At 45.2% G+C, this 24,420-nt stretch carries 21 protein-coding genes and 10 tRNA genes; 3 read left to right on the plus strand and 28 right to left on the minus strand.

Translation table 11 applies throughout. The features are described from left to right. Window positions 1-43 precede the first annotated feature (43 nt). A complete protein-coding gene (yacG, locus tag OCV12_RS13410; RefSeq protein WP_010435916.1) occupies window positions 44-241 on the plus strand; it encodes a DNA gyrase inhibitor YacG in 198 nt (65 codons plus the stop codon). A 304-nt stretch (window positions 242-545) separates the two neighbouring features. Here yacG and rplS read toward each other — a convergent pair whose 3' ends face one another. From rplS to ffh, 5 genes are all read right to left on the minus strand, one after another. Then, window positions 546-899 carry a 50S ribosomal protein L19 gene (gene rplS / locus OCV12_RS13415; RefSeq protein WP_004738151.1) on the minus strand — a complete coding sequence of 118 codons (354 nt, stop codon included), beginning with the start codon at window positions 897-899 and terminating at the stop codon, window positions 546-548. Window positions 900-958: 59 nt separating this feature from the next. Then, entirely contained in the window at window positions 959-1,699 is a 741-nt protein-coding gene (gene trmD, locus OCV12_RS13420; protein ID WP_017629426.1) for a tRNA (guanosine(37)-N1)-methyltransferase TrmD, read from the minus strand. Window positions 1,700-1,726: 27 nt separating this feature from the next. Further along, a complete protein-coding gene (gene rimM / locus OCV12_RS13425; RefSeq protein ID WP_017629425.1) occupies window positions 1,727-2,281 on the minus strand; it encodes a ribosome maturation factor RimM in 555 nt (184 codons plus the stop codon). Between the two features lie 24 nt (window positions 2,282-2,305). Further along, on the minus strand, window positions 2,306-2,554 hold the full coding sequence (gene rpsP, locus OCV12_RS13430) for a 30S ribosomal protein S16 (RefSeq protein ID WP_004410028.1): 249 nt from the start codon (window positions 2,552-2,554) through the stop codon (window positions 2,306-2,308). A 211-nt stretch (window positions 2,555-2,765) separates the two neighbouring features. After that, entirely contained in the window at window positions 2,766-4,160 is a 1,395-nt protein-coding gene (ffh, locus tag OCV12_RS13435) for a signal recognition particle protein (protein WP_010435884.1), read from the minus strand. A gap of 200 nt (window positions 4,161-4,360) precedes the next feature. On the opposite strand from ffh, the gene OCV12_RS13440 reads away from it, so the two are divergent. Both OCV12_RS13440 and OCV12_RS13445 read left to right on the plus strand, forming a co-directional pair. Then, window positions 4,361-5,155: a cytochrome C assembly family protein gene (locus tag OCV12_RS13440; RefSeq protein ID WP_239848430.1), complete on the plus strand. Its 795-nt coding sequence runs from the start codon at window positions 4,361-4,363 to the stop codon at window positions 5,153-5,155. Window positions 5,156-5,282: 127 nt separating this feature from the next. Then, window positions 5,283-6,554 (plus strand): HlyC/CorC family transporter, encoded by a 1,272-nt coding sequence (locus OCV12_RS13445; RefSeq protein WP_017629424.1) that lies wholly within the window; start codon window positions 5,283-5,285, stop codon window positions 6,552-6,554. Window positions 6,555-6,712: 158 nt separating this feature from the next. On the opposite strand, the gene luxS is transcribed toward OCV12_RS13445, so the two are convergent. From luxS to OCV12_RS13560, 23 genes are all read right to left on the minus strand, one after another. Beyond that, on the minus strand, window positions 6,713-7,231 hold the full coding sequence (gene luxS / locus OCV12_RS13450) for an S-ribosylhomocysteine lyase (RefSeq protein ID WP_017629423.1): 519 nt from the start codon (window positions 7,229-7,231) through the stop codon (window positions 6,713-6,715). A gap of 24 nt (window positions 7,232-7,255) precedes the next feature. Continuing rightward, on the minus strand, window positions 7,256-7,906 hold the full coding sequence (locus tag OCV12_RS13455) for a transglycosylase SLT domain-containing protein (RefSeq protein WP_261884868.1): 651 nt from the start codon (window positions 7,904-7,906) through the stop codon (window positions 7,256-7,258). A 10-nt stretch (window positions 7,907-7,916) separates the two neighbouring features. Then, the gene (gshA, locus tag OCV12_RS13460; RefSeq protein WP_261884869.1) at window positions 7,917-9,485 is read right to left on the minus strand and encodes a glutamate--cysteine ligase; all 1,569 of its coding nucleotides are present in this window, start codon (window positions 9,483-9,485) and stop codon (window positions 7,917-7,919) included. Between the two features lie 99 nt (window positions 9,486-9,584). Further along, entirely contained in the window at window positions 9,585-12,443 is a 2,859-nt protein-coding gene (locus tag OCV12_RS13465) for a M16 family metallopeptidase (RefSeq protein ID WP_261884870.1), read from the minus strand. A gap of 9 nt (window positions 12,444-12,452) precedes the next feature. Beyond that, window positions 12,453-12,914: a YqaA family protein gene (locus OCV12_RS13470; RefSeq protein ID WP_261884871.1), complete on the minus strand. Its 462-nt coding sequence runs from the start codon at window positions 12,912-12,914 to the stop codon at window positions 12,453-12,455. Window positions 12,915-12,920: 6 nt separating this feature from the next. After that, window positions 12,921-13,874, minus strand: a complete 954-nt coding sequence (locus OCV12_RS13475; RefSeq protein ID WP_261884872.1) for an NADP-dependent oxidoreductase — start codon at window positions 13,872-13,874, stop codon at window positions 12,921-12,923. Window positions 13,875-14,044: 170 nt separating this feature from the next. Further along, a complete protein-coding gene (locus OCV12_RS13480) occupies window positions 14,045-15,175 on the minus strand; it encodes a sodium ion-translocating decarboxylase subunit beta (RefSeq protein WP_019825842.1) in 1,131 nt (376 codons plus the stop codon). A gap of 9 nt (window positions 15,176-15,184) precedes the next feature. Continuing rightward, window positions 15,185-16,969, minus strand: coding sequence for a sodium-extruding oxaloacetate decarboxylase subunit alpha (oadA, locus tag OCV12_RS13485; RefSeq protein ID WP_261884873.1), 1,785 nt, complete (start codon window positions 16,967-16,969; stop codon window positions 15,185-15,187). 31 nt (window positions 16,970-17,000) lie between these two features. Further along, window positions 17,001-17,258: an oxaloacetate decarboxylase subunit gamma gene (locus OCV12_RS13490; RefSeq protein WP_004741884.1), complete on the minus strand. Its 258-nt coding sequence runs from the start codon at window positions 17,256-17,258 to the stop codon at window positions 17,001-17,003. Between the two features lie 375 nt (window positions 17,259-17,633). Further along, window positions 17,634-17,710: transfer RNA gene (locus OCV12_RS13495), tRNA-Arg, on the minus strand. Window positions 17,711-17,791: 81 nt separating this feature from the next. Beyond that, a tRNA-Arg gene (locus OCV12_RS13500) sits at window positions 17,792-17,868 on the minus strand. Window positions 17,869-17,946: 78 nt separating this feature from the next. Continuing rightward, window positions 17,947-18,023: transfer RNA gene (locus OCV12_RS13505), tRNA-Arg, on the minus strand. 68 nt (window positions 18,024-18,091) lie between these two features. Then, window positions 18,092-18,168, minus strand: a tRNA-Arg gene (locus OCV12_RS13510). 75 nt (window positions 18,169-18,243) lie between these two features. Continuing rightward, window positions 18,244-18,320: transfer RNA gene (locus OCV12_RS13515), tRNA-Arg, on the minus strand. 79 nt (window positions 18,321-18,399) lie between these two features. After that, window positions 18,400-18,476 (minus strand) — tRNA-Arg (locus OCV12_RS13520). A 68-nt stretch (window positions 18,477-18,544) separates the two neighbouring features. After that, window positions 18,545-18,621 (minus strand) — tRNA-Arg (locus OCV12_RS13525). 89 nt (window positions 18,622-18,710) lie between these two features. Further along, window positions 18,711-18,803, minus strand: a tRNA-Ser gene (locus OCV12_RS13530). Window positions 18,804-18,847: 44 nt separating this feature from the next. Beyond that, window positions 18,848-18,924 (minus strand) — tRNA-Arg (locus OCV12_RS13535). Window positions 18,925-18,967: 43 nt separating this feature from the next. Then, window positions 18,968-19,060 (minus strand) — tRNA-Ser (locus tag OCV12_RS13540). A 474-nt stretch (window positions 19,061-19,534) separates the two neighbouring features. Further along, window positions 19,535-19,732, minus strand: coding sequence for a carbon storage regulator CsrA (csrA, locus tag OCV12_RS13545; protein WP_004415691.1), 198 nt, complete (start codon window positions 19,730-19,732; stop codon window positions 19,535-19,537). 92 nt (window positions 19,733-19,824) lie between these two features. After that, entirely contained in the window at window positions 19,825-21,006 is a 1,182-nt protein-coding gene (locus tag OCV12_RS13550; RefSeq protein WP_261885962.1) for an aspartate kinase, read from the minus strand. A 218-nt stretch (window positions 21,007-21,224) separates the two neighbouring features. Next, entirely contained in the window at window positions 21,225-23,807 is a 2,583-nt protein-coding gene (alaS, locus tag OCV12_RS13555) for an alanine--tRNA ligase (RefSeq protein ID WP_261884874.1), read from the minus strand. A gap of 230 nt (window positions 23,808-24,037) precedes the next feature. Continuing rightward, entirely contained in the window at window positions 24,038-24,349 is a 312-nt protein-coding gene (locus OCV12_RS13560; RefSeq protein ID WP_261884875.1) for a hypothetical protein, read from the minus strand. Window positions 24,350-24,420: the final 71 nt, after the last annotated feature.

A 24,420-nucleotide genomic window follows, 5' to 3' on the forward strand; every position in this document is an offset into this window, starting at 1 on the left:
AGCCTAAACTCACTCTTATTACACCCTCAAATTAAGAATCACTATGTCGAAGAAAATCACCATCGTTAAATGCCCTCAATGTAATGCTGACGTTGAATGGGGTGAACAAAGCCCACATCGCCCGTTTTGCAGTAAGCAATGTCAGATGATTGATTTTGGTGAGTGGGCAGACGAAGAGAACAGCATCGCTGGCGCACCAGACATGTCAGATAGCGACGGTTGGTCGGAAGATCCGTACTAAGATTCGAGATTCGAGATTCGAGATTCGAGATTCGAGATTCGAGATTCGGAAAATGATTGAAGGGTTGGCGTTTTGCGTCAATCCTTTTTTATTGCAGATAGTTTGGTGTTTACTGAAAGAGATTCCCTACTCCTTCCTTCATCAGTCTAGGGAATGACGATTTATTTTAAGTTTCGGTTTACTCCGTCATCCCCAAGAGTGAGGAACGAGCGAGTTGGGGATTCTGGTTTTCAAAACTCTAAATAGCAGGCACAAAAAAGCGGAGCCAAATGGCTCCGCTTTTATCGATAGAATGCAAAAAGAATTACTTCTTAGCAAGTTTCTCTTTAATACGAGCTGACTTACCAGAACGCTCACGTAGGTAGTACAACTTGGCACGACGTACTGCACCACGGCGTTTAACTTCGATGCTATCAACCATTGGAGAGTGAGTTTGGAACGCACGCTCTACACCTTCACCGTTCGAGATCTTACGAACTGTGAATGCAGAGTGTAGACCACGGTTACGAATAGCGATTACAACGCCTTCGAAAGCCTGTAGACGCTCACGGTCACCTTCTTTTACCTTAACCTGAACTACAACAGTGTCACCTGGTGCGAATTTAGGAAGGTCTGATTTTAGTTGCTCTTCTTCAAGAGCCTTAATGATGTTGCTCATTTGTATAAATTCCTAGAATAAACTGATACTAAATTTAATAGGTTACTGCTTGCTTTTCGTTAAGAGCGTTGCTCTTTAATGAATTCAGCCAGTAATTGTTCCTGTTCGTCAGTCAGAGCTAGGTTTTCCAGGAGTTCTGGTCTTCTTAGCCAAGTTCGGCCCAACGATTGTTTTAATCGCCAGCGACGAATGTCCTTATGGTTTCCAGACTTGAGTACCGATGGCACATCTTTATCGTCTAGCACCTCAGGGCGCGTATAATGGGGACAATCTAGCAAGCCATTTGCAAAAGAATCTTCTTCTGCTGAAGCGAAATCTCCAAGTACACCCGGAACAAACCGAGATACTGAATCAATCAACGTCATGGCTGGCAGCTCGCCACCCGTCATCACAAAATCTCCAATCGACCATTCTTCGTCAACTTCAGATTGAATGATGCGCTCATCTACCCCTTCGTAGCGACCACAAATAAGAAGTAAATTCTCGTTTGTTGCCAGCTCTTCCACACCTTTCTGGTCGAGTTTACGACCTTGAGGTGAAAGATAGATAACCTTCGTCTTTCCCGGTGATGCTTGCTTGGCAGTTTGGATAGCGTCGCGCAAAGGCTGAACCATCATTAACATGCCAGGACCACCACCGTAAGGTCTGTCATCAACAGTGCGATGTTTATCATGAGTGAAATCGCGAGGATTCCATGTCTCAATAGATAAAAGACCTTTCTTTACCGCTTGACCCGTTACTCCAAAATCAGTAACTGAACGGAACATTTCAGGAAATAGGCTAATTACGCCAACCCACATGTGTTCTCTCGCTCTATGATTTTAAAGTTAGAATCCAGGATCCCAGTCAACTTCGATCCGTTGAGCTTCGCGATCAACTTTCTTGATCACTTGCTCTTCAAGGTACGGTACTAACCGTTCCTTTTGTCCGAAAGCATCTTTAAGATTTGCTTTGATTACTAGAACATCGTTTGAGCCAGTTTCTAGCATGTCTGTAACAACACCTAGATCGTAACCTTTAGTGGTTACAACTTGCATACCAAACAATTCACGCCAGTAGAATTCCTCTTCTGACAATTCTGGTAACGAAGCAGGGTCTACTGCAATTTCAAAGTTGGTCAGTACATGAGCGTCCTCGCGGATCTCAAAACCTTCCAGCTTACACACCATACCTTTGTTATGACGTTTCCAGCTTTCTACTTTGAATTCAACCCACTTCCCCTTTTGGTTAACGTACCAAGGGGAGTAATCAAATATGCTTTCAGCATTGTCTGTGTAGGAAAAAACTTTAAGCCAGCCACGAATGCCATAGGTAGCACCAAACTTGCCCATAACAATTTTTTCGTCTTGCTTGCTCATTGTTTCTTTACCCTTCATCGACATAAGCTATTTCTCTTTAAAAAAGAATTAAGCCGCTTTTTGAGCGTCTTTAACTAGCTTAGCTACACGATCAGATAGAGATGCGCCTTGACCAACCCAGTGGTTAACACGATCTAGGTCTAGACGAAGACCTTCTTCTTGACCTTGAGCTGTAGGGTTAAAGAAACCTACTTTCTCGATGAAACGGCCAGTTGCAGCGTTACGGCTATCCGCAACTACGATTTGATAGAATGGGCGCTTCTTTGCACCGTGACGTGCCAAACGAATGGTTACCATGTCGTCCTCTTTGCTTTCTTAATAAAATAATTAACCCCAAGTCTAAGTAATAGCTTGGGGTCTCGTGCCAAATTAAAGCCCCGGAATTTTACTCTTATTCCGGTGCAATGCAAGGGCTTTAGCTATTTTTTCACCAACATAGCTGCCGTACACTTTCTGTGACACAGCTAACACTATGAAAAGTAACGTAGCTAAAGCTTACATTTGTAGGTTATCGACCGAACGGGTTAAAGCCACCACCCATTCCGCCCATACCTCCACCGCCGCCCATCATGCCTTGCATGTTGCGCATCATGCCTTTCATGCCACCTTTCTGCATCTTCTTCATCATCTTCTGCATTTGGGTGAACTGCTTAAGCATGCGGTTTACATCTTGTACCTGTGTACCAGAACCAGCAGCAATACGCTTTTTGCGCGAGCCTTTGATTAGATCAGGGCGTTGACGCTCTTTCATTGTCATAGAGTTGATGATCGCTTCCATCTGCTTGAACATCTTGTCATCAACTTTATCTTTAACGTTGTCTGGTAGCTGAGACATGCCTGGAAGCTTATCCATCATACCCATCATGCCGCCCATGTTTTGCATCTGACCAAGCTGTTCACGGAAGTCTTCAAGGTCAAAGCCTTTCTTCTCTTTGAATTTCTTAGCTAGCTTCTCTGCTTTCTCGGTATCAACGTTTTTCTGTAGGTCTTCAATAAGAGACAGTACGTCGCCCATACCAAGGATACGAGAAGCAACACGATCTGGGTGGAACGGTTCTAGTGCGTCAGTTTTTTCACCAACACCCAAGAACTTGATTGGTTTACCTGTGATATGACGAACAGACAGTGCAGCACCACCACGCGCATCACCATCGACTTTCGTTAAGATAACACCGGTTAGTGGTAGCGCATCACCAAAGGCTTTCGCAGTGTTCGCAGCATCTTGACCTGTCATTGCATCAACAACGAACAGTGTCTCTACTGGTTTAATTGCAGTATGAAGCTCTTTGATCTCGCCCATCATCTCTTCATCGATAGCCAAACGACCGGCAGTATCGACTAAAAGTACGTCGTAGAATTTCTTCTTCGCGTGGTCGATTGCAGCGTTTGCAATATCAAGAGGCTTTTGGTCAGCTGAAGATGGGAAGAAGTCGACGCCAACATCGCTTGCTAACGTTTCAAGCTGTTTGATCGCCGCTGGACGGTAAACGTCGGCAGATACAACCAGAACTTTTTTCTTGTCACGCTCAGTTAGAAGCTTAGATAACTTACCTACCGATGTGGTTTTACCCGCACCTTGTAGACCCGCCATTAAGATAACAGCTGGCGGTTGCGCAGCTAGGTTAAGAGCCTCGTTAGACTCACCCATCACCGCTTCAAGTTCAGCTTGAACGATCTTAATGAATTCTTGACCAGGCGTTAGAGATTTAGAAACCTCAACACCCACAGCGCCTTCTTTTACGCGCTTAACAAAATCGCGGACAACTGGCAGTGCTACGTCGGCTTCAAGTAGAGCCATACGTACTTCACGCAGCGTCTCTTTTATATTGTCTTCGGTCAGACGACCTTTACCGCTGATGTTCTTCAGCGTTTTGGATAGACGATCCGTTAAATTATCAAACATAGTTTTCTCTTCGCTCAATCCTGCGACTATTACTGTGAGTATACATTAGCGTTGATTAGAGTCATACCCGTTGTGGAGCGTTAATCATCCACGCTTGTGATGTGAGACATTGTTCACTTGGAATTGAGTGAGGTTCACCGTAGCCCCAAAGAGCGATGCAAGGTATAATTCGTCAATTAGTAATCATTTAAATGGATACCATGGACAGTCTTATTGCGATCGCAGCAGCCTTTCTTTATACAATGGCGATTTCCACGATCATTCCAGGTCTCGTGCACCAAACAGGAATCCGTGTAAAAACGGTGTTTATTAGCGCATTACTTGCTTTAGCTTTCCATGCTTGGTTGCTTGGCGATTTAATCTTTAATGCCAGTGGCCAAAACCTCAGTATCTTGAACGTTGCCTCATTAATCAGTTTAATCATTTCTATAGTGATGAGCGGCGCGATGCTCAGAACCCGCTTGTGGTTCATTTTGCCTGTTGTTTATAGCTTCGCAGCGCTTAACCTCATGGCCGCAACGTTTCTTCCAAGTACCTTCATCAAACATCTAGAGAATGACCCGAAACTGCTCGTGCACATATCTTTGGCATTGTTCTCATACGCGACGCTGACTATCGGTGCGTTATACGCCCTGCAACTCGCGTGGCTTGATCACAAGCTTAAAAAGAAAAAAGCCTTAGTGATTAACCCTAACCTACCTCCTTTAATGATGGTGGAGAGACAGCTTTTCAAGATCATTCTGATTGGTAATGGTTTATTAACGGGTACTTTGCTGACTGGCCTTATCTTCGTACAAGATATGTTTGCTCAAGGAAAGGCGCACAAAGCGGTATTGTCTTTTATCGCTTGGGTTATCTACTCCATCCTTTTATGGGGTCACTACCAAAAAGGTTGGCGTGGACAGAAAGTCACTTGGTTCGCACTTGCGGGCGCCAGCATGCTCACATTAGCCTACTTCGGTAGCCGCTTCGTTCAGGAAATCATCCTGAACTAGTCTGTAAAATAAAGGCAAGGTCTCACACACCTTGCCTTTAAAATATTGAGTCCGTTAGATTCAATTGACATCTCGACCATGTTCGGTCATAAATTAATCAAGATACACAAATAGGAAAAGAATAGTTTTGGACGACATATCAACGGGTATCTTATTTGCGCTACTCGCGTGTCTCATTGTAATTTCTGGTTATTTCTCTGGTTCCGAAACGGGCATGATGTCCTTGAACCGCTACCGTTTAAAGCACTTGGCCAATACGGGTCATAAAGGTGCCAAACGCGTAGAAAAACTTCTGAACCGCCCAGACAGATTGATTGGCCTCATTCTCATCGGCAACAATCTCGTCAACATTCTTGCATCTGCGATCGCTACTATTCTTGGTATGCGCATCTACGGGGATATCGGTGTGGCTATCGCTACTGGTACCCTGACTCTAGTGATCCTCGTATTCGCCGAGGTAACCCCAAAGACTATCGCTTCTCTATTTCCTGAGCGTGTCTCTTACGCCAGCAGCATCCTTTTGATGGTTCTGATGAAGGTACTGTCACCATTGGTGATTTTGGTTAACTTCATTACCAACGGCTTCATTCGTATCTTAGGTGTCAAAGCCAGTCATGATGCGACCGACCACTTAAGCTCAGAAGAGCTCAGAACCGTGGTAAATGAAGCGGGCAGCCTGATCCCCCAGCGTCACCAAGATATGTTGGTATCGATTCTCGATTTAGAGCACGTGACCGTGAACGACATCATGGTGCCTCGTAATGAAATCACCGGCATCGACATCAATGATGACTGGAAATCAATTGTGCGCCAACTGACTCACTCTCCTCATGGTCGTGTGGTTCTCTATCGTGACCAGATAGATGAAGTGGTTGGTATGCTTAGGCTGCGTGAAGCTTACCGTTTAATGCTGGAAAAAAACGAATTCAATAAAGAGACCCTGCTGCGTGCGGCAGATGAGATCTACTTTATTCCTGAAGCGACACCACTTAACATTCAACTGCTTAAGTTTCAGCGCAATAAACAGCGTATCGGTTTGATTGTTGACGAGTATGGCGACATCAACGGCTTGGTTACCTTGGAAGATATTTTGGAAGAGATCGTGGGTGAGTTTACCACTTCAATTGCACCAAGCTTATCTGAAGAGATCACGCCACAAAGTGATGGCAGCTTCTTAATTGAAGGCAGCGCCAATATCCGAGACATCAACAAAGGCTTGCAGTGGGCATTGCCTACCGACGGTCCAAGAACACTGAATGGTTTAATACTGGAACACCTAGAAGATATTCCAGAAAGTCATCTGAGTGTTCAGGTTGCCAGCCACCCAATGGAAATCGTAGAACTCGAAGAGAACCGTATCAAACTGGTACGCGTGTTCCCACAGATCGTTAACGGATAAATATGGCTTGCTGTAATAGCTAAATGAGCACACAAGCTCACGTGAGACATAAATAAAAGGCCCGATTCATTGAATCGGGCCTTTTAGTATCTAGCTCGCTCAGTCTCTAGAGCAAAATGTATCTAGAGTGAAGCGTATTCAAGGTGAGCTAACAATGATTAGTCGATTTTAAGCTCTTGAAGCATCGACTCTGGCAGTGCCAGTTCATCATTCTTGTTTACAGAGATACCTGCAGCGATGATTGCATTCGCGATCTCTTTCGCTTCATCCAAAGAGTGCATTGCCGCTGTACCACATTGGTATTCGTTCAGCTCAGGGATCTTATTCTGGTTCTCAACTTTCAGTACATCTTTCATAGCAGCCAACCAACCGTCAGCCACTTGCTGCTCTGTTGGTGTACCAATTAGGCTCATGTAGAAACCAGTACGACAACCCATAGGTGAAATATCGATGATCTCTACATCTGAACCGTTCAATTGATTACGCATGAAACCAGCATATAGATGCTCAAGAGTATGGATACCTTTCTCAGATAGGATGTCTTTGTTTGGCGCAGTGAAACGCAGGTCAAACACAGTGATGGTATCCCCTTTTGGGGTTTGCATTGTTTTAGCAACACGAACTGCAGGTGCGTTCATGCGTGTGTGATCAACAGTGAAACTATCTAATAAAGGCATTGCTCTTCTCCGTGACGGCTGGCTTTAGAAAAACCAGCTTCGATTGTCTTCTAGTTCTTTGCGGCACTGTTTCAGCTGCCATCCATAATCTTTTGCTTGCTGTTCGACTTTGCGAGCCACCTTAATTAGCGATGGCTTGCTGTTGTATGACTTACGCTTATAACCACCACGGCCTTCATGATAAGCCAGGTATTGGTTATAAGGGTCCCATAGCGAAACCCCCAACTGACGACGTGTCTCACTGGTATACCAACCAATAAACATCAATGCATCATCGAAGTTGGTTCTTGAACCACCGTTATTGGTTGCTTTTTGGAAGTCTTCCCAAGCAGGATCTTGAGCTTGTGCATAACCGTAGGCACTGCTTACGCGTCCCCACGGAATAAAGCCAAGAATGTAATCTTTGGGTGGGCGAGCATCATGACGAAAGCTACTCTCTTGTTTCACAAAAGCCATCGCTACGTTAATCGGCGTGCCCCACTCCTCTTGCATATCAAGTGCATCTTCATACCAAGATGGATGCTCTCTGAAGATGCTACACAAATTATCTTGCTGCTTAGGCGGTGGCGTTGCACACCCAACCAATAGGCTAGAGACAACACCCACAGTCACTACAGGTAACCATTTACCACTCACACGAGTCGGCTGACCTAATAAGTCTTGCTTCCTTTCCACCAACGTCTCGCTATGCTTTTAAATACGAAAAATAATCCGCTAAGAAGCTATCAAAATCTTGAGTGCTTGCTTCTTCACTTTGTTGCTGAGCAATCACAGAGCGTTGAACTTCCGCTTCCATCAACTCAGCTGAGTAAACTTTATATTGATGCGCTTTGTGTTGTTGAGCGTACGTTTTACCTAACGCACAACCCACTTTACCTAAGCCACCCAGTTTTTTGGTCTCTTCTAGCAACTGGCCAGAAATCGTTAGCTCAGGGTTATCAATCCAAGCCTCAAGCGTATCGCATGTTTCTTGATATGCACGACCACCTTGTTCTGCGTCCATCATTTCGGCAATTGAGCGCAGATCTTTGAATACACGCTTCGCCCAATCTTGCAGAGACAAGCGCTCGCCATGACAACCAATTTGCAGCTCTAAGCCAACCTGACGACCTTCTAAGATTACCTTGTTCCAGTTATCGCGCCAGCATTCAAGTTCGCAGTTATCCATCTCAGCAGAGTCTGTTAGTACACTCCACGTTAGGAATAGATCCAAGAAGCGAACTTGCTGCTCGGTGATACCGATTGAGCTAAATGGGTTTACATCTAGAGAACGAACCTCGATGTACTCAACACCGCCGCGAGCCAACGCTTCAGATGGCTTCTCACCACTTTTCGCGACACGCTTAGGACGGATTGGAGCGTAAAGCTCGTTCTCAATTTGCAGTACGTTGCTGTTTAGCTGACGGTATTCACCATCAACCTTAGTGCCGATCTCGGCGAATTCTTCTGATGGCGTACGAATCGCTTGATTCAGCCCTTCAAGGTACTGACCTAGGCCGTTGAAGCCAATCTTCAATACACTTTGCGCACTGTTCGTGTAACCAAGGTCACTCAGGCGCAGTGCCGTTGCTTTTGGCAGATAAAGTGTCTCACCAACCTTTTCGAAAGGTAGGTTGGTTTCTCTTCCTTTGATGAAAGAAGAACACAGTGCAGGTGAAGCACCGAAGAAATAAGGAATTAACCAACCAAAGCGGTAGTAGTTACGGATCAAGCCAAAGTAAGCATCTGACTTAGCTTCACAACGCGCTTCTTCTGTTTGCTCTCCAAACAGGCTATCCCAAAAGCTTTCTGGGAATGAGAAGTTGAAGTGAACACCTGAAATAATCTGCATCAGGCTACCGTAACGACGCTTAAGGCCTTCACGATATAGCGTCTTCATCTTACCGTTGTTAGAAGTACCGTATTGCGCTAGCTGAATGTAATCTTCACTACCAACGTAACAAGGCATAGAGAGCGGCCATAGCTTTTCGCCATCTAACTTGGTTTGCGTGAAGTGATGGATATCAGACAACTGATTCAAAAGCGTCGGAACGTCATTAGAAACAGGCGTGATAAATTCCAGTAGCGACTCAGAAAAATCGGTCGTTACCCATTCGTTCATCAACGCAGATCCTAAAGCTTTAGGGTGCGGCCCAGTAGCAAGGTGGCCATCTTCCGTGTAGCGTAACGTTTCCCTTTCAACACCACGACCAAATTGAGAGAAGGTCTTAGGGTTGGTTGCAACTTGCTTTAGTCGCGCAGCAAAATCAGTCAAAATTCAGTTCACTTATCTTATATTGTTCTGATTAGAACTATCATAAATTAGGTTGGAGGAGAAAAGTAGAGTCTCTTCCCTCCCCCTTTAATGTGTACTCTAACGAATGATTTCAAGCTCTTCTATTGGAATATCTAACTTTTCTAATTGTGGGCGAAGCGAAGTCGCGTCACCAACAACGATTATTTGATAATCATTCGGGTCGAACCATTTCTTCGATAGCTCATTTAAGGTCTCCTTTGAAACCGTTTCAACTATCTGATTACGCTGTTGTAGGTAATCTTCATCAAGGCTCAATGCGACAATATTACTCAACAACCCAGCCTTTTGACTTGGCGTTTCGTATTTAAGCGCATCTTGTTGACCGACGGCGAGGCGCATAAATTTCACCTCTTCGTCAGTTAATCCACTTTGACTGAACTCGTTCAGCTCATTAATGAACTCTTGAATCGATGGAACCGTCGCATTCGCTCTTACCTGAGCACTGAATACCACCGCGCCAGTTTCACGAGTACTCGCAAAGTAACCGCTTGCACCGTAAGTGTAGGCTTTATCTTCACGTAGATTCTGGTTGATACGGCTATTAAAGTTACCCGCTAGGTTAAAGTTAGCCAGTTGACTCAAATACAGTTCACCTGTTGCATCAAACGACAGGCCTTTACGCACCAAGCGAACAATACTTTGCGGTGCACCCGGTTTGTCGACCAAATACAGGTGTTGACCTGAAAGCTCTTTGACGATCTGTGGGCGTGTTAATGGTGCAGCATCGCCTTGCCACTCTTCAAAGAATTGTAGCTGTTTTCCAATCTCTTTCTTCGATATGTCTCCCACAACAACAATATTGGCACCTTCAGGTGTGTAGTGTTGGTCATAGAATTTTTTCACATCGTCTAGAGTAAGTTTCGATAGAGATGCTTTAGTACCATCGCTCGCTCGAGCAAAAATACTGTCGCCAAACAGCACCTCACGGGTTGCTTGAGACGCCATCCAACTTGGTTGTTGGTGCTGGTATACAACGCCTTCTAGCATCTGTTTCTTAACACGCTCAAAGTCTTGCTCGTCAAACTTAGGCTCAAACAGAACCTCTTGCACGATCGCTAAGGTTTGAGGCAGGTTTTTCTCTAGCGTAGAAACTGAAATATCCGTGGTGTAACTGCCCGCACTGATACTCACACTGCTACCAAGCTTATCTAGCGTCGCTTGTAACTCTTCAACCGTTCGCTTTGTCGAGCCCTCTTCCATCATCGAAGCCGTTAGGTTCGCTAGGCCTTCTTGCCCTTTACGAACATAACGCTCACCGGCTGGAAGTTGAATCTGCAACTGTACGGTCGGCGTTTCACTGGTCACGGTACCAATCAAATCCGTGCCGTTTGCAAAGTGCATGCGGTACAAATCAGGCATCGTAGCTTCAACACCAAAGTTCACTTCTGGCATCACGCTACGATCAAAGGTATTAGGTGCTTTTCTGAAATCCAGTTGGTCTTCTGTCACCTTGCTGTATTCAGGCAAAGTGCGAGCTGGGGTGGTAAAGGTCGCTTCACGAACCGCTAAATCAAGTTGCTTCTTAGGCACCACACTCAAGGTCACCTTGTGCTTACCTTCGATGAAATCTTGGTAGGCCTGACTTACGCTTTCAGGCGTCACCGCTCGGATTTGATCCAACTGTGATTCAATACGATCTGGCTGACCGTAGAAGGTTTGGTTAGATGCGAGTTGTGAAACCTTACCTTTGACACTTTGCAGTGCAAAAACCGCATCTGCTTCAGCCATACCGGTGATCTGATCTAGACGTTCTTGCTGAACGCCCTCTTTAGAGAACTGCTCTAGGGTATCCATCAATTCTTTATTAAGAACCGTCAAATCACCTTTTTCACCCGAGTTACCCATCGCATACACATACATGGTACATGCAAGCTCAGCACAATCATGGAAAGATCCCGCGCTGACTGCTTTCTGTGTTTTTACGAGGTTTTGATACAGGTAGCTGTTAGTGCCTGAACCCAATACATTAGACAGTGCATTCAATGAAGCTTGTGTCTCTTCACCACGATACGTTGTTGGCCAACCAACAAGCACCATCGGCTGACGAATATTATCTTCTAGGGTGATGTACTTATCTTCTGTTAGTACGGCAGGTTGTTTCTCTGCAGCCTTAACTTCTGGGCCTTGAGGGATAGGGCCAAAGTACTTGTTAACCCACTCTAGCGTGTCATCAACGTCGATATCACCACCGATAGTCAGTACCGCATTATTTGGGCCGTACCAGCGTAGGAAGAACGCCTTAAGGTCATTCACATCAACACGGTCTAGATCTTCCACATAACCGATTGGTTGCCATGAATAAGGGTGACCTTCAGGGTAAAGCGCTTCACCCATGCGTTCCCACATCAAGCCATAAGGGCGGTTTTCGTAACTTTGAGCACGCTCGTTTTTAACCGTGCCTCTTTGAACTTCGAATTTCTTCTGAGAAACCGCATCCAATAAGAAGCCCATTCGGTCTGATTCTAACCACAACATTTTCTCAAGTTGGTTAGATGGAACAGTTTCAAAGTAGTTAGTACGATCACGGTTAGTGGTGCCGTTTAGCGAGCCACCAGCCTCTGTAATGATCTTAAAGTGCTGCTGGTCACCAACGTTCTCAGAACCTTGGAACATCATGTGTTCGAAGAAGTGAGCAAAACCCGATTTACCTATCTCTTCTCGAGCAGAACCTACGTGATAAGTCACATCCACATGCACAAGGGGATCAGAATCATCCGGGGAAAGAATAACTGTCAGGCCATTTTCAAGCTGATATTTGGTGTAAGGGATCACCACTTTGTCTTTAGAAGGTTTAACCTCTTCGACTAGAGTGACGCCTTCTGGCAATGAGGAAAAGAAGGATGTTGAGCTAGGTACATTGTAAGAACAGCCTGCGATGGCGATAAGAGAAAATGTACCAAGTAAAACCTTTTTCATAGGTTCTCCTTAGAAAAAACCGAAGTAGATAGCAGCAAGTAAGCTGTAGCGAGCGGCTTTGCCAATCGCTATCAAAATAACGCTAGGGATAAATTTCATTCTCAGCCAACCCGCCGCGAGACACAAAGGGTCACCAATAACGGGCAACCAACTGAATAACAGTGTCCAGTAACCATAACGGCTCAGCCAAGCTATAGCCTTATGACCATGCTTTTCAGATTGAGTTCGATTGGGCAGCCACAAACCAATCCAATAATTAGTCAGACCACCTAAGGTGTTACCGAGTGTCGCTATGAGAATAATCGACGATGTTGAGAATTGATCTAGGCTCAATGCTGCAACAAGACTGGCTTCTGAACCGCCGGGCAATAACGTGGCACTTAAAAAACCACTGATGAAGAGTACCCAAAGCGCCGAGTCAGAGAACCACAGCGCTATGTTTTCAAAAAGGGAATTAAAGAACTCTAGCACTGCCTATCAGCCTTCTTGCATTTTAAGTAGCACCTTGCCTCTGGTGTGTCCGGTTTCAACCTGTAGGTGCGCCGACTGCGCTTCATCTAATTGGTAGATACCTTGAATTTCTGTTTTAAGTAATCCAACACTCACCATATAAAGCATGGTGTCCATCTGCTCAGGTTTTGGCTCAACAAGCATGCCTGATGCAGTAAAACCTAGTAGTGTGGCTTTTTCGCAGATCAGTTCTGCAGATAGAGTCGGAACGGTCACTACTCTCGCACCGTCTTTCAAGCACTTCAATGCATCAAGCGCGGTATCGCCACCGACCAAATCAATCAACACATCAACATCAGAAACTCGTTCTGAAGCAGGGGCAAATTTATAGTTGATCGCATGAGCGCCAAGCGTTGCAAGATAATCGAGGTTAGCTTCGCTACAGGTGGTGTAAACCTCGGCTTTTGCTGCCACTGCAATTTGAACTGCAAGGTGACCAACGCCGCCCGCGCCCGCTAAGATAAGCACGCGATCACCTTCTTTCACTTCGGCTTTATTAAGCGCTTGTGCTGCTGTTTGGCTAGCAAGCGGTAATGCTGCTGCCGCTTCTAGGGTAACAGAGTCCGGAACCATGCTGAGTGCCGCTTCTGGAACACACACATATTGGCTGTAACCGCCACCTTGCAGTGGAAAACCAATAAAGCCTGCAACGTTATCACCAACAGTAAAACGCTCAGCCTGATCGCCTAGCGTGACAACTTGGCCCGAAATATCGTATCCCAGCACCCAAGGAAGGTTGTCTTTGTTTTGTGCTGCTGCCCAACCAAGGCCAGCTCGGGTTTTCACATCAATCGGATTAATGCCCGAAAAGGAAACTTTAACCACCACTTCTCCAGCCTTAGGCTCAGGAATCGTACTGGTTTGAATACTAAGGTTTTCGACGCCGCCGAATTGAGTAATCGCAATCTGTTTATTTTCCATTTCCACATTTCCTTGATTGATAAAAGCCCTAGTGAGCAAGCACCCTAATTAATAAAAAGAAAGGGATGCGAAAGCATCCCTTTGACTATAAACCATTTAATAAGGCTAAGTTAACCGCTCATTCGTAAATTGACGACCAATTAACGTAACGATACATGACCAGTAATCCATTAACCGACTAGCGCTAATAGAATACCCGCCGCAACCGCACTACCAAGTACACCTGCTACGTTCGGGCCCATCGCATGCATCAACAAGAAGTTCTGAGGGTTTGCCTCAAGACCGACCTTGTTTACAACACGTGCCGCCATTGGAACCGCTGATACGCCAGCTGCACCAATCAATGGATTGATGTCCTCTTTCGAGAAGCGGTTTAGAACCTTCGCCATCAATACACCACCCGCAGTACCAATACTGAACGCAACTGCACCTAAGCCAAGAATACCCAGTGTCTCTAAGTTCAAGAAAGTATCCGCTTGAAGCTTAGAACCAACACCGAGACCAAGGAAAATAGTCACAACGTTAATCAATTCGTTTTGCGCTGTTTTCGATAGGCGATCAACCACACCCGCTTCACGCATCAAGTTACCCAGACAGAACATACCCACTAGAGGTGTTGCTGAAGGGAGGAACAAAATCGTCATCAGTAGTACAGCAAGCGGGAAGAGGATCTTCTCTGCTTTACTAACGTGACGAAGTTGAGCCATCTTAATCTTACGCTCTTCAGGAGACGTTAACGCCTTCATGATTGGCGGCTGAATAATAGGAACCAATGCCATGTAGCTATACGCCGCTACTGCAATTGCACCTAAAAGATCAGGAGAGAGCTTACTCGCCAAGAAAATCGCGGTTGGGCCATCGGCACCACCAATGATCGCAATGGAAGAAGCGTCGGCCATCGAGAATTCCATGCCTGGAACATAGTTCAGTAAGATCGCACCAAATAGCGTTGCGAAGATACCAAACTGAGCCGCTGCCCCTAGCCACAATGTTTTAGGGTTCGCAATCAACGCACCGAAGTCCGTCATCGCACCAACACCCATAAAGATAAGCAGTGGGAAAATACCCGTTTCAATACCAATGTAGTAAACGTAGTAAAGCAAACCACCTGGATCAGTAAACCCAGCATTTGGAATGTTTGCTAATACAGCACCAAAACCAATCGGTAGTAGAAGTAACGGTTCAAATCCTTTACGAATTGCCAAAAACAACAATAAGCAACCAACCAACATCATACAGATCTGGCCGAACTCAAAGTTCGCAATCCCTGTTTCAGACCATAAGGTCATCAATCCTTCCATGGTACTCCCTTACGCCAAGCTTAGTAGTGGAGCGCCTACAGTAACTGCATCGCCTTCTTTAACATTCAGTTCTTGAACGATACCACCACGAGCAGCACGAACTTCCGTTTCCATCTTCATCGCTTCTAGGATAAGTAGAACATCGCCTTCAGCAACCTCAGCACCCGCCTGAACGTTAACTTTAAAGATGTTACCCGCCAATGGAGCAGGAACCGCTTCAGCGTCAGAAGCTACTACAGGTGCAGCCTGAGCCGCTTGAGCAGGTTTTGCTGATGGCGCAACAGATGTTAGTTCACCTTGTGGGCCAACCTCGACATCGTAAACTTGACCATCAACCTTCACGCTGTAGCTTTCGATGCCACCAGACACAGGCGCCGGAGCTGCAGCAACTGGAGTCGCAACTTCTGCCGTTGGTGCAGGTTCAAATGCTTCAGGATTACGACGGTTCTTAAGGAACTTAAGACCCACTTGTGGGAAAAGTGCGTAAGTCAGTACATCATCAACGGTATCTTCAGCTAGAGAAATGCCTTCTGATTTCGCTTTCTCTAAAAGATCCGTAGTCAGCGTATCCATTTCTGACTTAAGCAAATCAGCAGGGCGACAAGTGATTGGCTCTGCACCATCCAGAACTTTTGCTTGCAATTCAGCATCTACTTCCGCAGGTGCTTGGCCGTATTCGCCTTTCAGTAGACCAGCAGTCTCTTTAGTGATGCTCTTATAGCGCTCACCCGTTAGCACGTTAATAACCGCTTGAGTGCCGACAATTTGAGAAGTTGGTGTTACCAAAGGAATGTAACCAAGCTCTTTACGTACGCGTGGGATCTCTTCAAGAACCTCGTCCATACGATCGGCTGCGCCTTGTTCTTTCAGCTGACCTTCCATGTTAGTCAACATGCCGCCAGGAACCTGAGCGATCAAGATGCGAGAATCGACACCTTTTAGCTGGCCTTCCCATTTCGCGTACTTTTTACGTACATCACGGAAGTAAGATGCGATTGGTTCAATTTGGTCAAGTTTAAGGTTCGTATCGCGCTCAGTGCCTTCTAACATCGCCACAACCGTTTCAGTTGGCGTGTGGCCGTAAGTACAACTCATTGAAGAGATAGCCGTGTCTAGAATATCGATACCCGCCTCAACGGCTTTAACCGCTGTTGCTGTCGATAGACCCGTTGTCGCGTGGCTATGTAGCGCTAGAGGAACATCACACGATGCTTTGATGCGTGTAATTAACTCTTCCGCTTCATAAGGCTTTAATAAACCTGACATATCTTTGATACATAGTGAATGACAACCTAGATCCTCTAGACGCTTAGCCAGATCAACCCAAGTATCAGAGTTATGAACCGGACTGGTTGTGTAAGACAAGGTACCTTGAGCGTGGCCGCCAACATCAATCGTTGCTTTCACCGCTTTTTCAAAGTTACGTACGTCATTCATCGCATCAAAAATACGGAATACGTCCATGCCATTCTTATGGGCACGTTCAACAAATTTTTCTACTACATCATCCGCGTAGTGACGGTAACCTAACAGGTTTTGACCACGCAGTAGCATCTGCATTGGTGTATTTGGCATCGCTTTTTTCAGTTCACGCAAACGCTCCCATGGATCCTCTCCAAGAAAACGAATACACGAATCAAACGTCGCGCCGCCCCAAGTCTCTAGAGACCAGTAACCGACTTTATCCAGTTCTGCCGCAATTGGCAGCATATCTTCGATACGCATACGAGTAGCAAATAGTGACTGGTGCGCGTCACGAAGTACCACATCTGTGATAGCTAGTGGTTTAGACATGCTCATAAACTCCTTTTTAATCCTTTAAATGCTACTTAGCAGTAGACGCACGGTATTGATGAACCGCGGCCGAAATTGCTGCCACTACCTGTGGACTAACAGCTGAAGGGTTTGATTGTGATTTTTGAATTTTTTTAGGTGCTGCGATCGGCTCAGGTACTTCTTCTGGTACCAGTTTTGACATCAACCGAACGAGGTAAACTAGAATAGTTAGAAAAATAAAGACAACGGACATTCCCGTTATCATTAGAGTCGCCGCATCTCCTAGCAGGCTTCCAATATTAGTCATGTTGCTTCCTTTCTTCGTCATCCTGACATATGTACAGGATTTCAGCGAATAGTGATCCCGACCCATGGATTATCTCGATTGGTAAAACTTTGTCAATTTTGTTTAAGGTTCTGTTACGGATAACGCACACATAAGGTTAATTATTCGCCTATCAGATCACATAAATCTGTCAAATGAGTCATTTTTAGATATTTAAACTGTGACTTAAACGGGGCTTTTCTGAGAAATGATATGAGAAAGGTGGAATAACAAAGAAGCATTCAAGAAGTACTTAAAATACAACAAGTTAAATTTTAATAAAATTTAACATTTGATCAACATTTATATAGCAGGCATAAAAAAAGCCTCGTAAAAACGAGGCTTTTTTTAATAATGTGGCGCGCTCTGGAGGATTCGAACCTCCGACCGCCTGGTTCGTAGCCAGGTACTCTATCCAGCTGAGCTAAGAGCGCACGGTTTTAATATCAATTCATTGTTACTAACAACGTATCAATATAAGGATTTCATTCTCATAAGAAAGAAGCCCTAAATAGTGGCGCGTCCTGGAGGATTCGAACCTCCGACCGCCTGGTTCGTAGCCAGGTACTCTATCCAGCTGAGCTAAGGACGCACGGTTTTAGTATCAATTCGTTGTAAACAACATTTCAATACCAGGATTTCATTCTCATAAGAAAGAAGCCCTAAATAGTGGCGCGCTCTGGAGGATTCGAACCTCCGACCGCCTGGTTCGTAGCCAGGTACTCTATCCAGCTGAGCTAAGAGCGCACGGTTTTAGTATCAACTTATAGCCAATACAAGGATTTCTATTCTCGTAAGAGAGAAGCCCTAAATAGTGGCGCGTCCTGGAGGATTCGAACCTCCGACCGCCTGGTTCGTAGCCAGGTACTCTATCCAGCTGAGCTAAGGACGCACGGTTTTAGTATCAAGTTGCTATTACACAATCAATACAAGGATTTCACTCTCATAAGATGGAAGCCCTAAATAGTGGCGCGTCCTGGAGGATTCGAACCTCCGACCGCCTGGTTCGTAGCCAGGTACTCTATCCAGCTGAGCTAAGGACGCACGCTTTTGATATTAATTCTCGATAAACGATTTATCAATATCAGGATTCAAATTCATATATGAACTAAACCCTAAATAGTGGCGCGCTCTGGAGGATTCGAACCTCCGACCGCCTGGTTCGTAGCCAGGTACTCTATCCAGCTGAGCTAAGAGCGCACGGTTTTAGTATCAACTTATAGCCAATACAAGGATTTTCATTCTCAAAGAGAGGAAACCCTAAATAGTGGCGCGTCCTGGAGGATTCGAACCTCCGACCGCCTGGTTCGTAGCCAGGTACTCTATCCAGCTGAGCTAAGGACGCACGGTGTTCATTCATTAAGAATGAAGTTGTGAAATATATCACATTCTTCTTGCTACGAAGAAAAAAAAAGGCCATCGGCCTGTAATGAATGGCGGTGAGGGAGGGATTCGAACCCTCGATGCAGCTACAAACCACATACTCCCTTAGCAGGGGAGCGCCTTCGGCCACTCGGCCACCTCACCTAATTCATTATTCTCACATCACTTACAAGTAAGAGAAGAGAGAATGGCGCGTCCTGGAGGATTCGAACCTCCGACCGCCTGGTTCGTAGCCAGGTACTCTATCCAGCTGAGCTAAGGACGCACATTTACATTGTCTAAATTGCTAATTTTAGACTCGCAAGAAATGGCGGTGAGGGAGGGATTCGAACCCTCGATGCAGCTACAAACCACATACTCCCTTAGCAGGGGAGCGCCTTCGGCCTCTCGGCCACCTCACCGTCTTGCGGAGGCACATATTACGTTTTACCGAAAATATGTCAAACACTTTATTGAAAAAAATTGGACAAAAACACTCAACCGTTTGCTATTTAATCAAAGCGCTTGCAAATTGAACTTATAAGATTCAAGTCGCGCTTTTTTCCTTAAAAATTAAGGCGAAAGATTGGCAAGAATAAACAGCCGAAAACAATTATCTAATTTCTTCAGCAGCAAGTGCTAACGCTGTTTGCACCTTACTACGGGATGCGTTTTTACGCTATAGGAGAAGCAAACAAATCTTGAGCTTTGCCAAACAAAATGGAAATAAACAACGTTGAACAACCGCAACGGTATTTCACAGTGTTATGGAGCATTCATTTCACCGAGTGAATACTGGCCAGTTATCTAAGCCATCTATATCTCAATGAACACTTCTGTTCTCCAAGATCAAAAAAGGCTAGCAACAATGCTAGCCTCTTCTCTACGCAAAAGTATTAGTAGTTGCCAGATGCAACGTTACCATTACCTTTTTCAGCTTGAATGCGCATGTAGATCTCTTCACGGTGAACAGATACTTCTTTAGGTGCGTTAACACCAATACGTACTTGGTTACCTTTAACGCCTAGTACAGTAACTGTTACTTCATCACCAATCATCAGTGTTTCGCCAACGCGGCGAGTCAAAATTAGCATTCTTTGCTCCTTGAGTAATCTCTAAATTTATCTAGCTACGAGAGCATTATCCAACAAAAGTTATATTTTCGTAAACTATCGATTGAGTTTATTTAACCAAAATGCACTTCTTTTTTAGGATAACCCTGTGTTTCACGCGCTACGATGTATGCATTGTGTAATATGTTAGCAGCCATATCGACTTGCGTTGGTGATATCACCAAAGTTAAAGACTGCTGCTGCAATAAGTGATGCTGTACATCAATTTCGCCTTCAGACAACAATCCATGTGAACTGACCACAATTTCTTGTGTTCGGCTTCCTACCACAGTTAACAAACTAACCTGTTCACTATTACGGATTTTCTCGTCAAAAACTAGTTTTAATTTGGCACTTATGTCTTGTTTAATAATGAGTGCTGCCCGTTCTGTTTCCTCGATCACACTACAGACTTCGATCCCTAACAGTTGGCAATGCGATATGAAAGACGGTAAATCCTCATTCAAACACTCGATACGTACCATGTCTCTTTGAATGGCGATGCCAGCAATATCATTCAAACACTGGCTGCCCGCAATCAATGTGCCCTCGCCTGCTTCAAAGCTGGAAAGCACTCTTAATGGCACATTATGTTGCCATGCATACTGAACACACGGTAAATGAAGAACCTTTGCACCTCGGCGAGCCATCTCTTCCATCGACGGAAAGTCTAAGGTATCAAGTTTCTTCGAATGTTTTACAACCCTCGGGTCACAAGAGTACACACCATCAACATCAGTATAGATCTGGCACTCTTTCGCCTGAAGTGCACCCGCTAACGCAACCGCCGTGGTATCTGAGCCGCCTCGACCTAGAGTGGTAATGTCGCCTTTCGCATTCATGCCTTGAAAGCCAGCCACAATCACAATCTGATTATCGTCTAACAAGGCTTGAATAGGAGCAGTATCAATACGCTCTATCGTCGCATTATTATGATTAGAATCGGTGTGTATCTTGGCTTGATAGCCAGTCATCGATGTCGCTTCATAACCTAACTTGTGTAACGTCATTGCTAACAAAGCCATGGAAACTTGCTCTCCAGCCGTTAACAGCACATCCAGTTCTCTAGCGTTGGGGACGCTATCAACTTGTGTGGCTAAGTTAACCAACCGATTTGTTTCACCTGACATAGCAGAAACGACAACCACGATCTGGTTCCCTTCATTTTTCGCTTCAATGATTTTTTCTGCTACATGATGGATTCGTTCTATTGAACCCACCGACGTTCCACCAAATTTCTGCACGATAAGAGGCATTTTCACCCGTCCTCACCTTCCCAAGACCAATGTCTATATATGACAAAAAAACACATACTCCGCGTCATGGCGAAGCAATAAAAAATGAACCAAGGAGTCTAACGTAACCATTAGACTTCGTGGTTAATCTCAATCAAACCTGATTTACACACTTCCAATAGACAAAATAAAAGATGCCCAATCATCTGATTGGGCATCTTTGTATCAATTACTTAAGCTTAAAGACGTTCTTCTAGCCAAGTGCGTACAGATTTAAGCGCTTCAGGTAGTGCTTCAACATCAGTACCACCCGCTTGAGCCATATCTGGACGACCGCCACCTTTACCGCCAACTTGCTCAGCAACCATCTTAACTAGGTCACCCGCTTTAACTTTGCCGATAAGGTCTTTGGTTACGCCAGCAATTAGGCCAACTTTACCGTCTGCTACGTTAGCAATCAGGATGATGCCGCTACCCACTTGGTTTTTAGCGTTATCAACCATAGTACGTAGGTTCTTGTTGTCTGCGCCTTCGATTGCAGCAACCAGTACTTTAGTACCTGAGATTTCTTCCACTTTGCCCATGATGTTTGCGCCTTCAGCTGCAGCCATCTTTTCTTTAAGCAGTTGGATTTCTTTCTCTAGAGATTTCGCTTTCTTAGCTGACTCAGCCAGTTTCTCTTCGTAAGCGTTAGCTTGAGCTTCTATAGCATCTAGAGCCGCTTCGCCTGTTACCGCTTCGATACGACGAATACCAGCAGCGATACCACCTTCAGAAGTGATCTTGAACAGACCGATATCACCCGTGTTGCTTGCGTGGATACCACCACAAAGCTCAGTAGAGAAATCGCCCATAGACAGAACGCGAACTTCATCATCGTACTTCTCGCCAAACAGTGCCATTGCACCTTTTTGTTTCGCTGACTCGATGTCCATGATGTTGGTTTCAATCACGTGGTTCTTACGAACTTGTGCGTTAACCAAGCGCTCGACTTCTTTAATCTGTGCCGGTGTTACCGCTTCAAGGTTAGAGAAGTCAAAACGTAGGTTATCAGGCTTAACCAAAGAACCTTTCTGAGCAACATGCTCACCTAGAACTTCACGCAGTGCAGAGTGAAGTAAGTGCGTTGCAGAGTGGTTTAGCGAGATAGCAGCACGACGCTCAGCATCAACTGTTGCTTCTACTTTGTCACCTTGAGCAAATACACCTTCAACTAGCTCACCGTGGTGCGCAAATGCATTACCTAGCTTCTGAGTGTCTTGTACTTTGAATAGGCCCGAAGCCGTTTTCAGCCTACCAGCATCACCACATTGACCACCTGATTCTGCATAGAATGGCGTCTCTTCAAGGATGATGATGGCTTTGTCGCCCGCTGATAGTGAAGATACTTCTTCGCCGTCAACGAATAGCGCAGAAATTTCACCAGAACCTTCAGTACCTGTGTACCCACAGAACTCAGTGTTGGTGTCTACTTTGATCGTCGCGTTATAATCCGTGCCGAATTGTCCAGCTTCACGTGCACGCTGACGCTGTGCTTCCATCGCCTTCTCAAAGCCTTCTTCATCGATAGTAAAGTCGCGTTCACGAGCTACATCGTTAGTAAGGTCAGCAGGGAAGCCGTATGTATCGTAAAGTTTGAAGACTGTTTCACCGTCAAGCTCTTTGCCTTCAAGTGCATCTAATGCGTCATTAAGGATAACCATGCCGCGCTCTAGAGTACGACCGAAGTTCTCTTCTTCAATGCGAAGTACTTTTTCAACAAGCTCTTGCTGTTTCTTAAGTTCATCTGCCGCAGAGCCCATCACTTCAGCCAGTACACCCACAAGTTTGTGGAAGAACACGCCTTGTGCGCCAAGCTTGTTACCGTGACGAACTGCACGACGGATAATACGACGTAGAACGTAGCCACGACCTTCGTTTGAAGGCATAACGCCATCAGCGATTAGGAATGAACAAGAACGGATGTGGTCAGCAATAACGCGTAGCGATTGGTTAGATAGGTCGTCATGACCCACAACTTCAGCTGTCGCTTTGATTAGCTTTTGGAATACATCAATTTCGTAGTTAGAGTGCACGCCCTGCATGATTGCAGAGATACGCTCAATACCCATGCCTGTATCAACAGCAGGCTTAGGTAGCGGTTCCATTGTGCCGTCAGCGTGACGGTTGAACTGCATGAATACGTTGTTCCAGATCTCGATGAAACGGTCACCATCTTCTTCAGGTGTGCCAGGACGGCCGCCCCAGATATGCTCGCCGTGATCGTAGAAGATTTCAGTACATGGACCACAAGGACCAGTGTCACCCATTGTCCAGAAGTTATCAGACTCGAACTGTTTACCGCCTTCTTTGTCGCCAATGCGAACGATACGGTCAGCAGGTACACCTACTTTCTTGTTCCAGATATCGAATGCTTCATCATCTGTCTCGTATACCGTTACCAGTAGACGATCTTTTGGCAGTTGAAGAGTTTCAGTCAGGAATTCCCAAGCAAACGCAATTGCTTCTTCTTTGAAGTAATCACCAAAGCTAAAGTTACCTAGCATTTCGAAGAATGTGTGGTGACGAGCCGTGAAACCTACGTTTTCAAGGTCATTGTGTTTACCACCCGCACGTACACAACGCTGAGCCGTAGTTGCTCGTGTGTAGGCACGCTTTTCGGCGCCTAGGAAGCAATCTTTGAATTGGTTCATACCTGCGTTAGTAAATAGCAGGGTTGGATCGTTATGTGGAACTAACGATGAACTGTCTACGATTTGGTGTTCTTTGCTCTCAAAGAACTTAAGGAACGCGTTGCGAACCTCATCAGTGCTCATGTACATGCAGCTCTTCCTGAAAATAGTCGAGTTAGAATTTTGCCGTATTGTAGATCATGGTTAAGGCTTCGACTAGTTTTCTTGTAGAAAAGACACCCTTGGGCAGGATTTTAGTTGTAAATCGACAAAATGGAGAATATTTCACTAGCTGAGACCGGGAACATACAGCGAAATAGAGTTACGCGGGATAGGATTTATCTTAGAGGAAAACATTACTAGTAGGTGAATAACCGCCGTTAGCGCTTGGTACAAATGTGGTTAAATTCTTCACTGTTGTTGGATGAATACAAGTAAAGAAAATCCCCATCCAATTCGATCTCATATTGGATAGTGAACCCTCTATACAACTGCTGGTTGCGATTGATCATGTCATTAGGGTGCTTGTGTCTAAAGTTGACCTCATTAAACACCATCTCTAGCTGATTATCGTTCAGGGTATATTTACCCACAAAGACCACTTCTGCCGTTTCAACATCGCCTTGTTGATTCAAGGTTTGAATTCTGTCGCTGACAAAAAAGTCTTCATCTGAACTAAATGAGTAAAGCATAAATTCATTCAATTCAGAGTATTGCGCATACGAGGGTGTGACAAAGCCCATTTGTTTGAGGTTGCAAGCCC

Source organism: Vibrio pomeroyi (genome assembly GCF_024347595.1).
Classification (GTDB): Bacteria; Pseudomonadota; Gammaproteobacteria; order Enterobacterales; family Vibrionaceae; genus Vibrio; species Vibrio pomeroyi.

Bases quoted from the DNA above. Each gene is read 5' to 3' on its own strand.
- yacG (WP_010435916.1), top strand. From the start codon at position 44: ATGTCGAAGAAAATCACCATCGTTAAATGCCCTCAATGTAATGCTGAC.
- rplS (WP_004738151.1), bottom strand. From the start codon at position 899: ATGAGCAACATCATTAAGGCTCTTGAAGAAGAGCAACTAAAATCAGAC.
- trmD (WP_017629426.1), bottom strand. From the start codon at position 1,699: ATGTGGGTTGGCGTAATTAGCCTATTTCCTGAAATGTTCCGTTCAGTT.
- rimM (WP_017629425.1), bottom strand. From the start codon at position 2,281: ATGTCGATGAAGGGTAAAGAAACAATGAGCAAGCAAGACGAAAAAATT.
- rpsP (WP_004410028.1), bottom strand. From the start codon at position 2,554: ATGGTAACCATTCGTTTGGCACGTCACGGTGCAAAGAAGCGCCCATTC.
- ffh (WP_010435884.1), bottom strand. From the start codon at position 4,160: ATGTTTGATAATTTAACGGATCGTCTATCCAAAACGCTGAAGAACATC.
- OCV12_RS13440 (WP_239848430.1), top strand. From the start codon at position 4,361: ATGGACAGTCTTATTGCGATCGCAGCAGCCTTTCTTTATACAATGGCG.
- luxS (WP_017629423.1), bottom strand. From the start codon at position 7,231: ATGCCTTTATTAGATAGTTTCACTGTTGATCACACACGCATGAACGCA.
- OCV12_RS13465 (WP_261884870.1), bottom strand. From the start codon at position 12,443: ATGAAAAAGGTTTTACTTGGTACATTTTCTCTTATCGCCATCGCAGGC.
- OCV12_RS13475 (WP_261884872.1), bottom strand. From the start codon at position 13,874: ATGGAAAATAAACAGATTGCGATTACTCAATTCGGCGGCGTCGAAAAC.
- OCV12_RS13480 (WP_019825842.1), bottom strand. From the start codon at position 15,175: ATGGAAGGATTGATGACCTTATGGTCTGAAACAGGGATTGCGAACTTT.
- oadA (WP_261884873.1), bottom strand. From the start codon at position 16,969: ATGTCTAAACCACTAGCTATCACAGATGTGGTACTTCGTGACGCGCAC.
- OCV12_RS13490 (WP_004741884.1), bottom strand. From the start codon at position 17,258: ATGACTAATATTGGAAGCCTGCTAGGAGATGCGGCGACTCTAATGATA.
- csrA (WP_004415691.1), bottom strand. From the start codon at position 19,732: ATGCTAATTTTGACTCGCCGCGTTGGCGAAACACTGATGATTGGTGAT.
- OCV12_RS13550 (WP_261885962.1), bottom strand. From the start codon at position 21,006: ATGCCTCTTATCGTGCAGAAATTTGGTGGAACGTCGGTGGGTTCAATA.
- alaS (WP_261884874.1), bottom strand. From the start codon at position 23,807: ATGTACATGAGCACTGATGAGGTTCGCAACGCGTTCCTTAAGTTCTTT.
- OCV12_RS13560 (WP_261884875.1), bottom strand. From the start codon at position 24,349: ATGCTTTACTCATTTAGTTCAGATGAAGACTTTTTTGTCAGCGACAGA.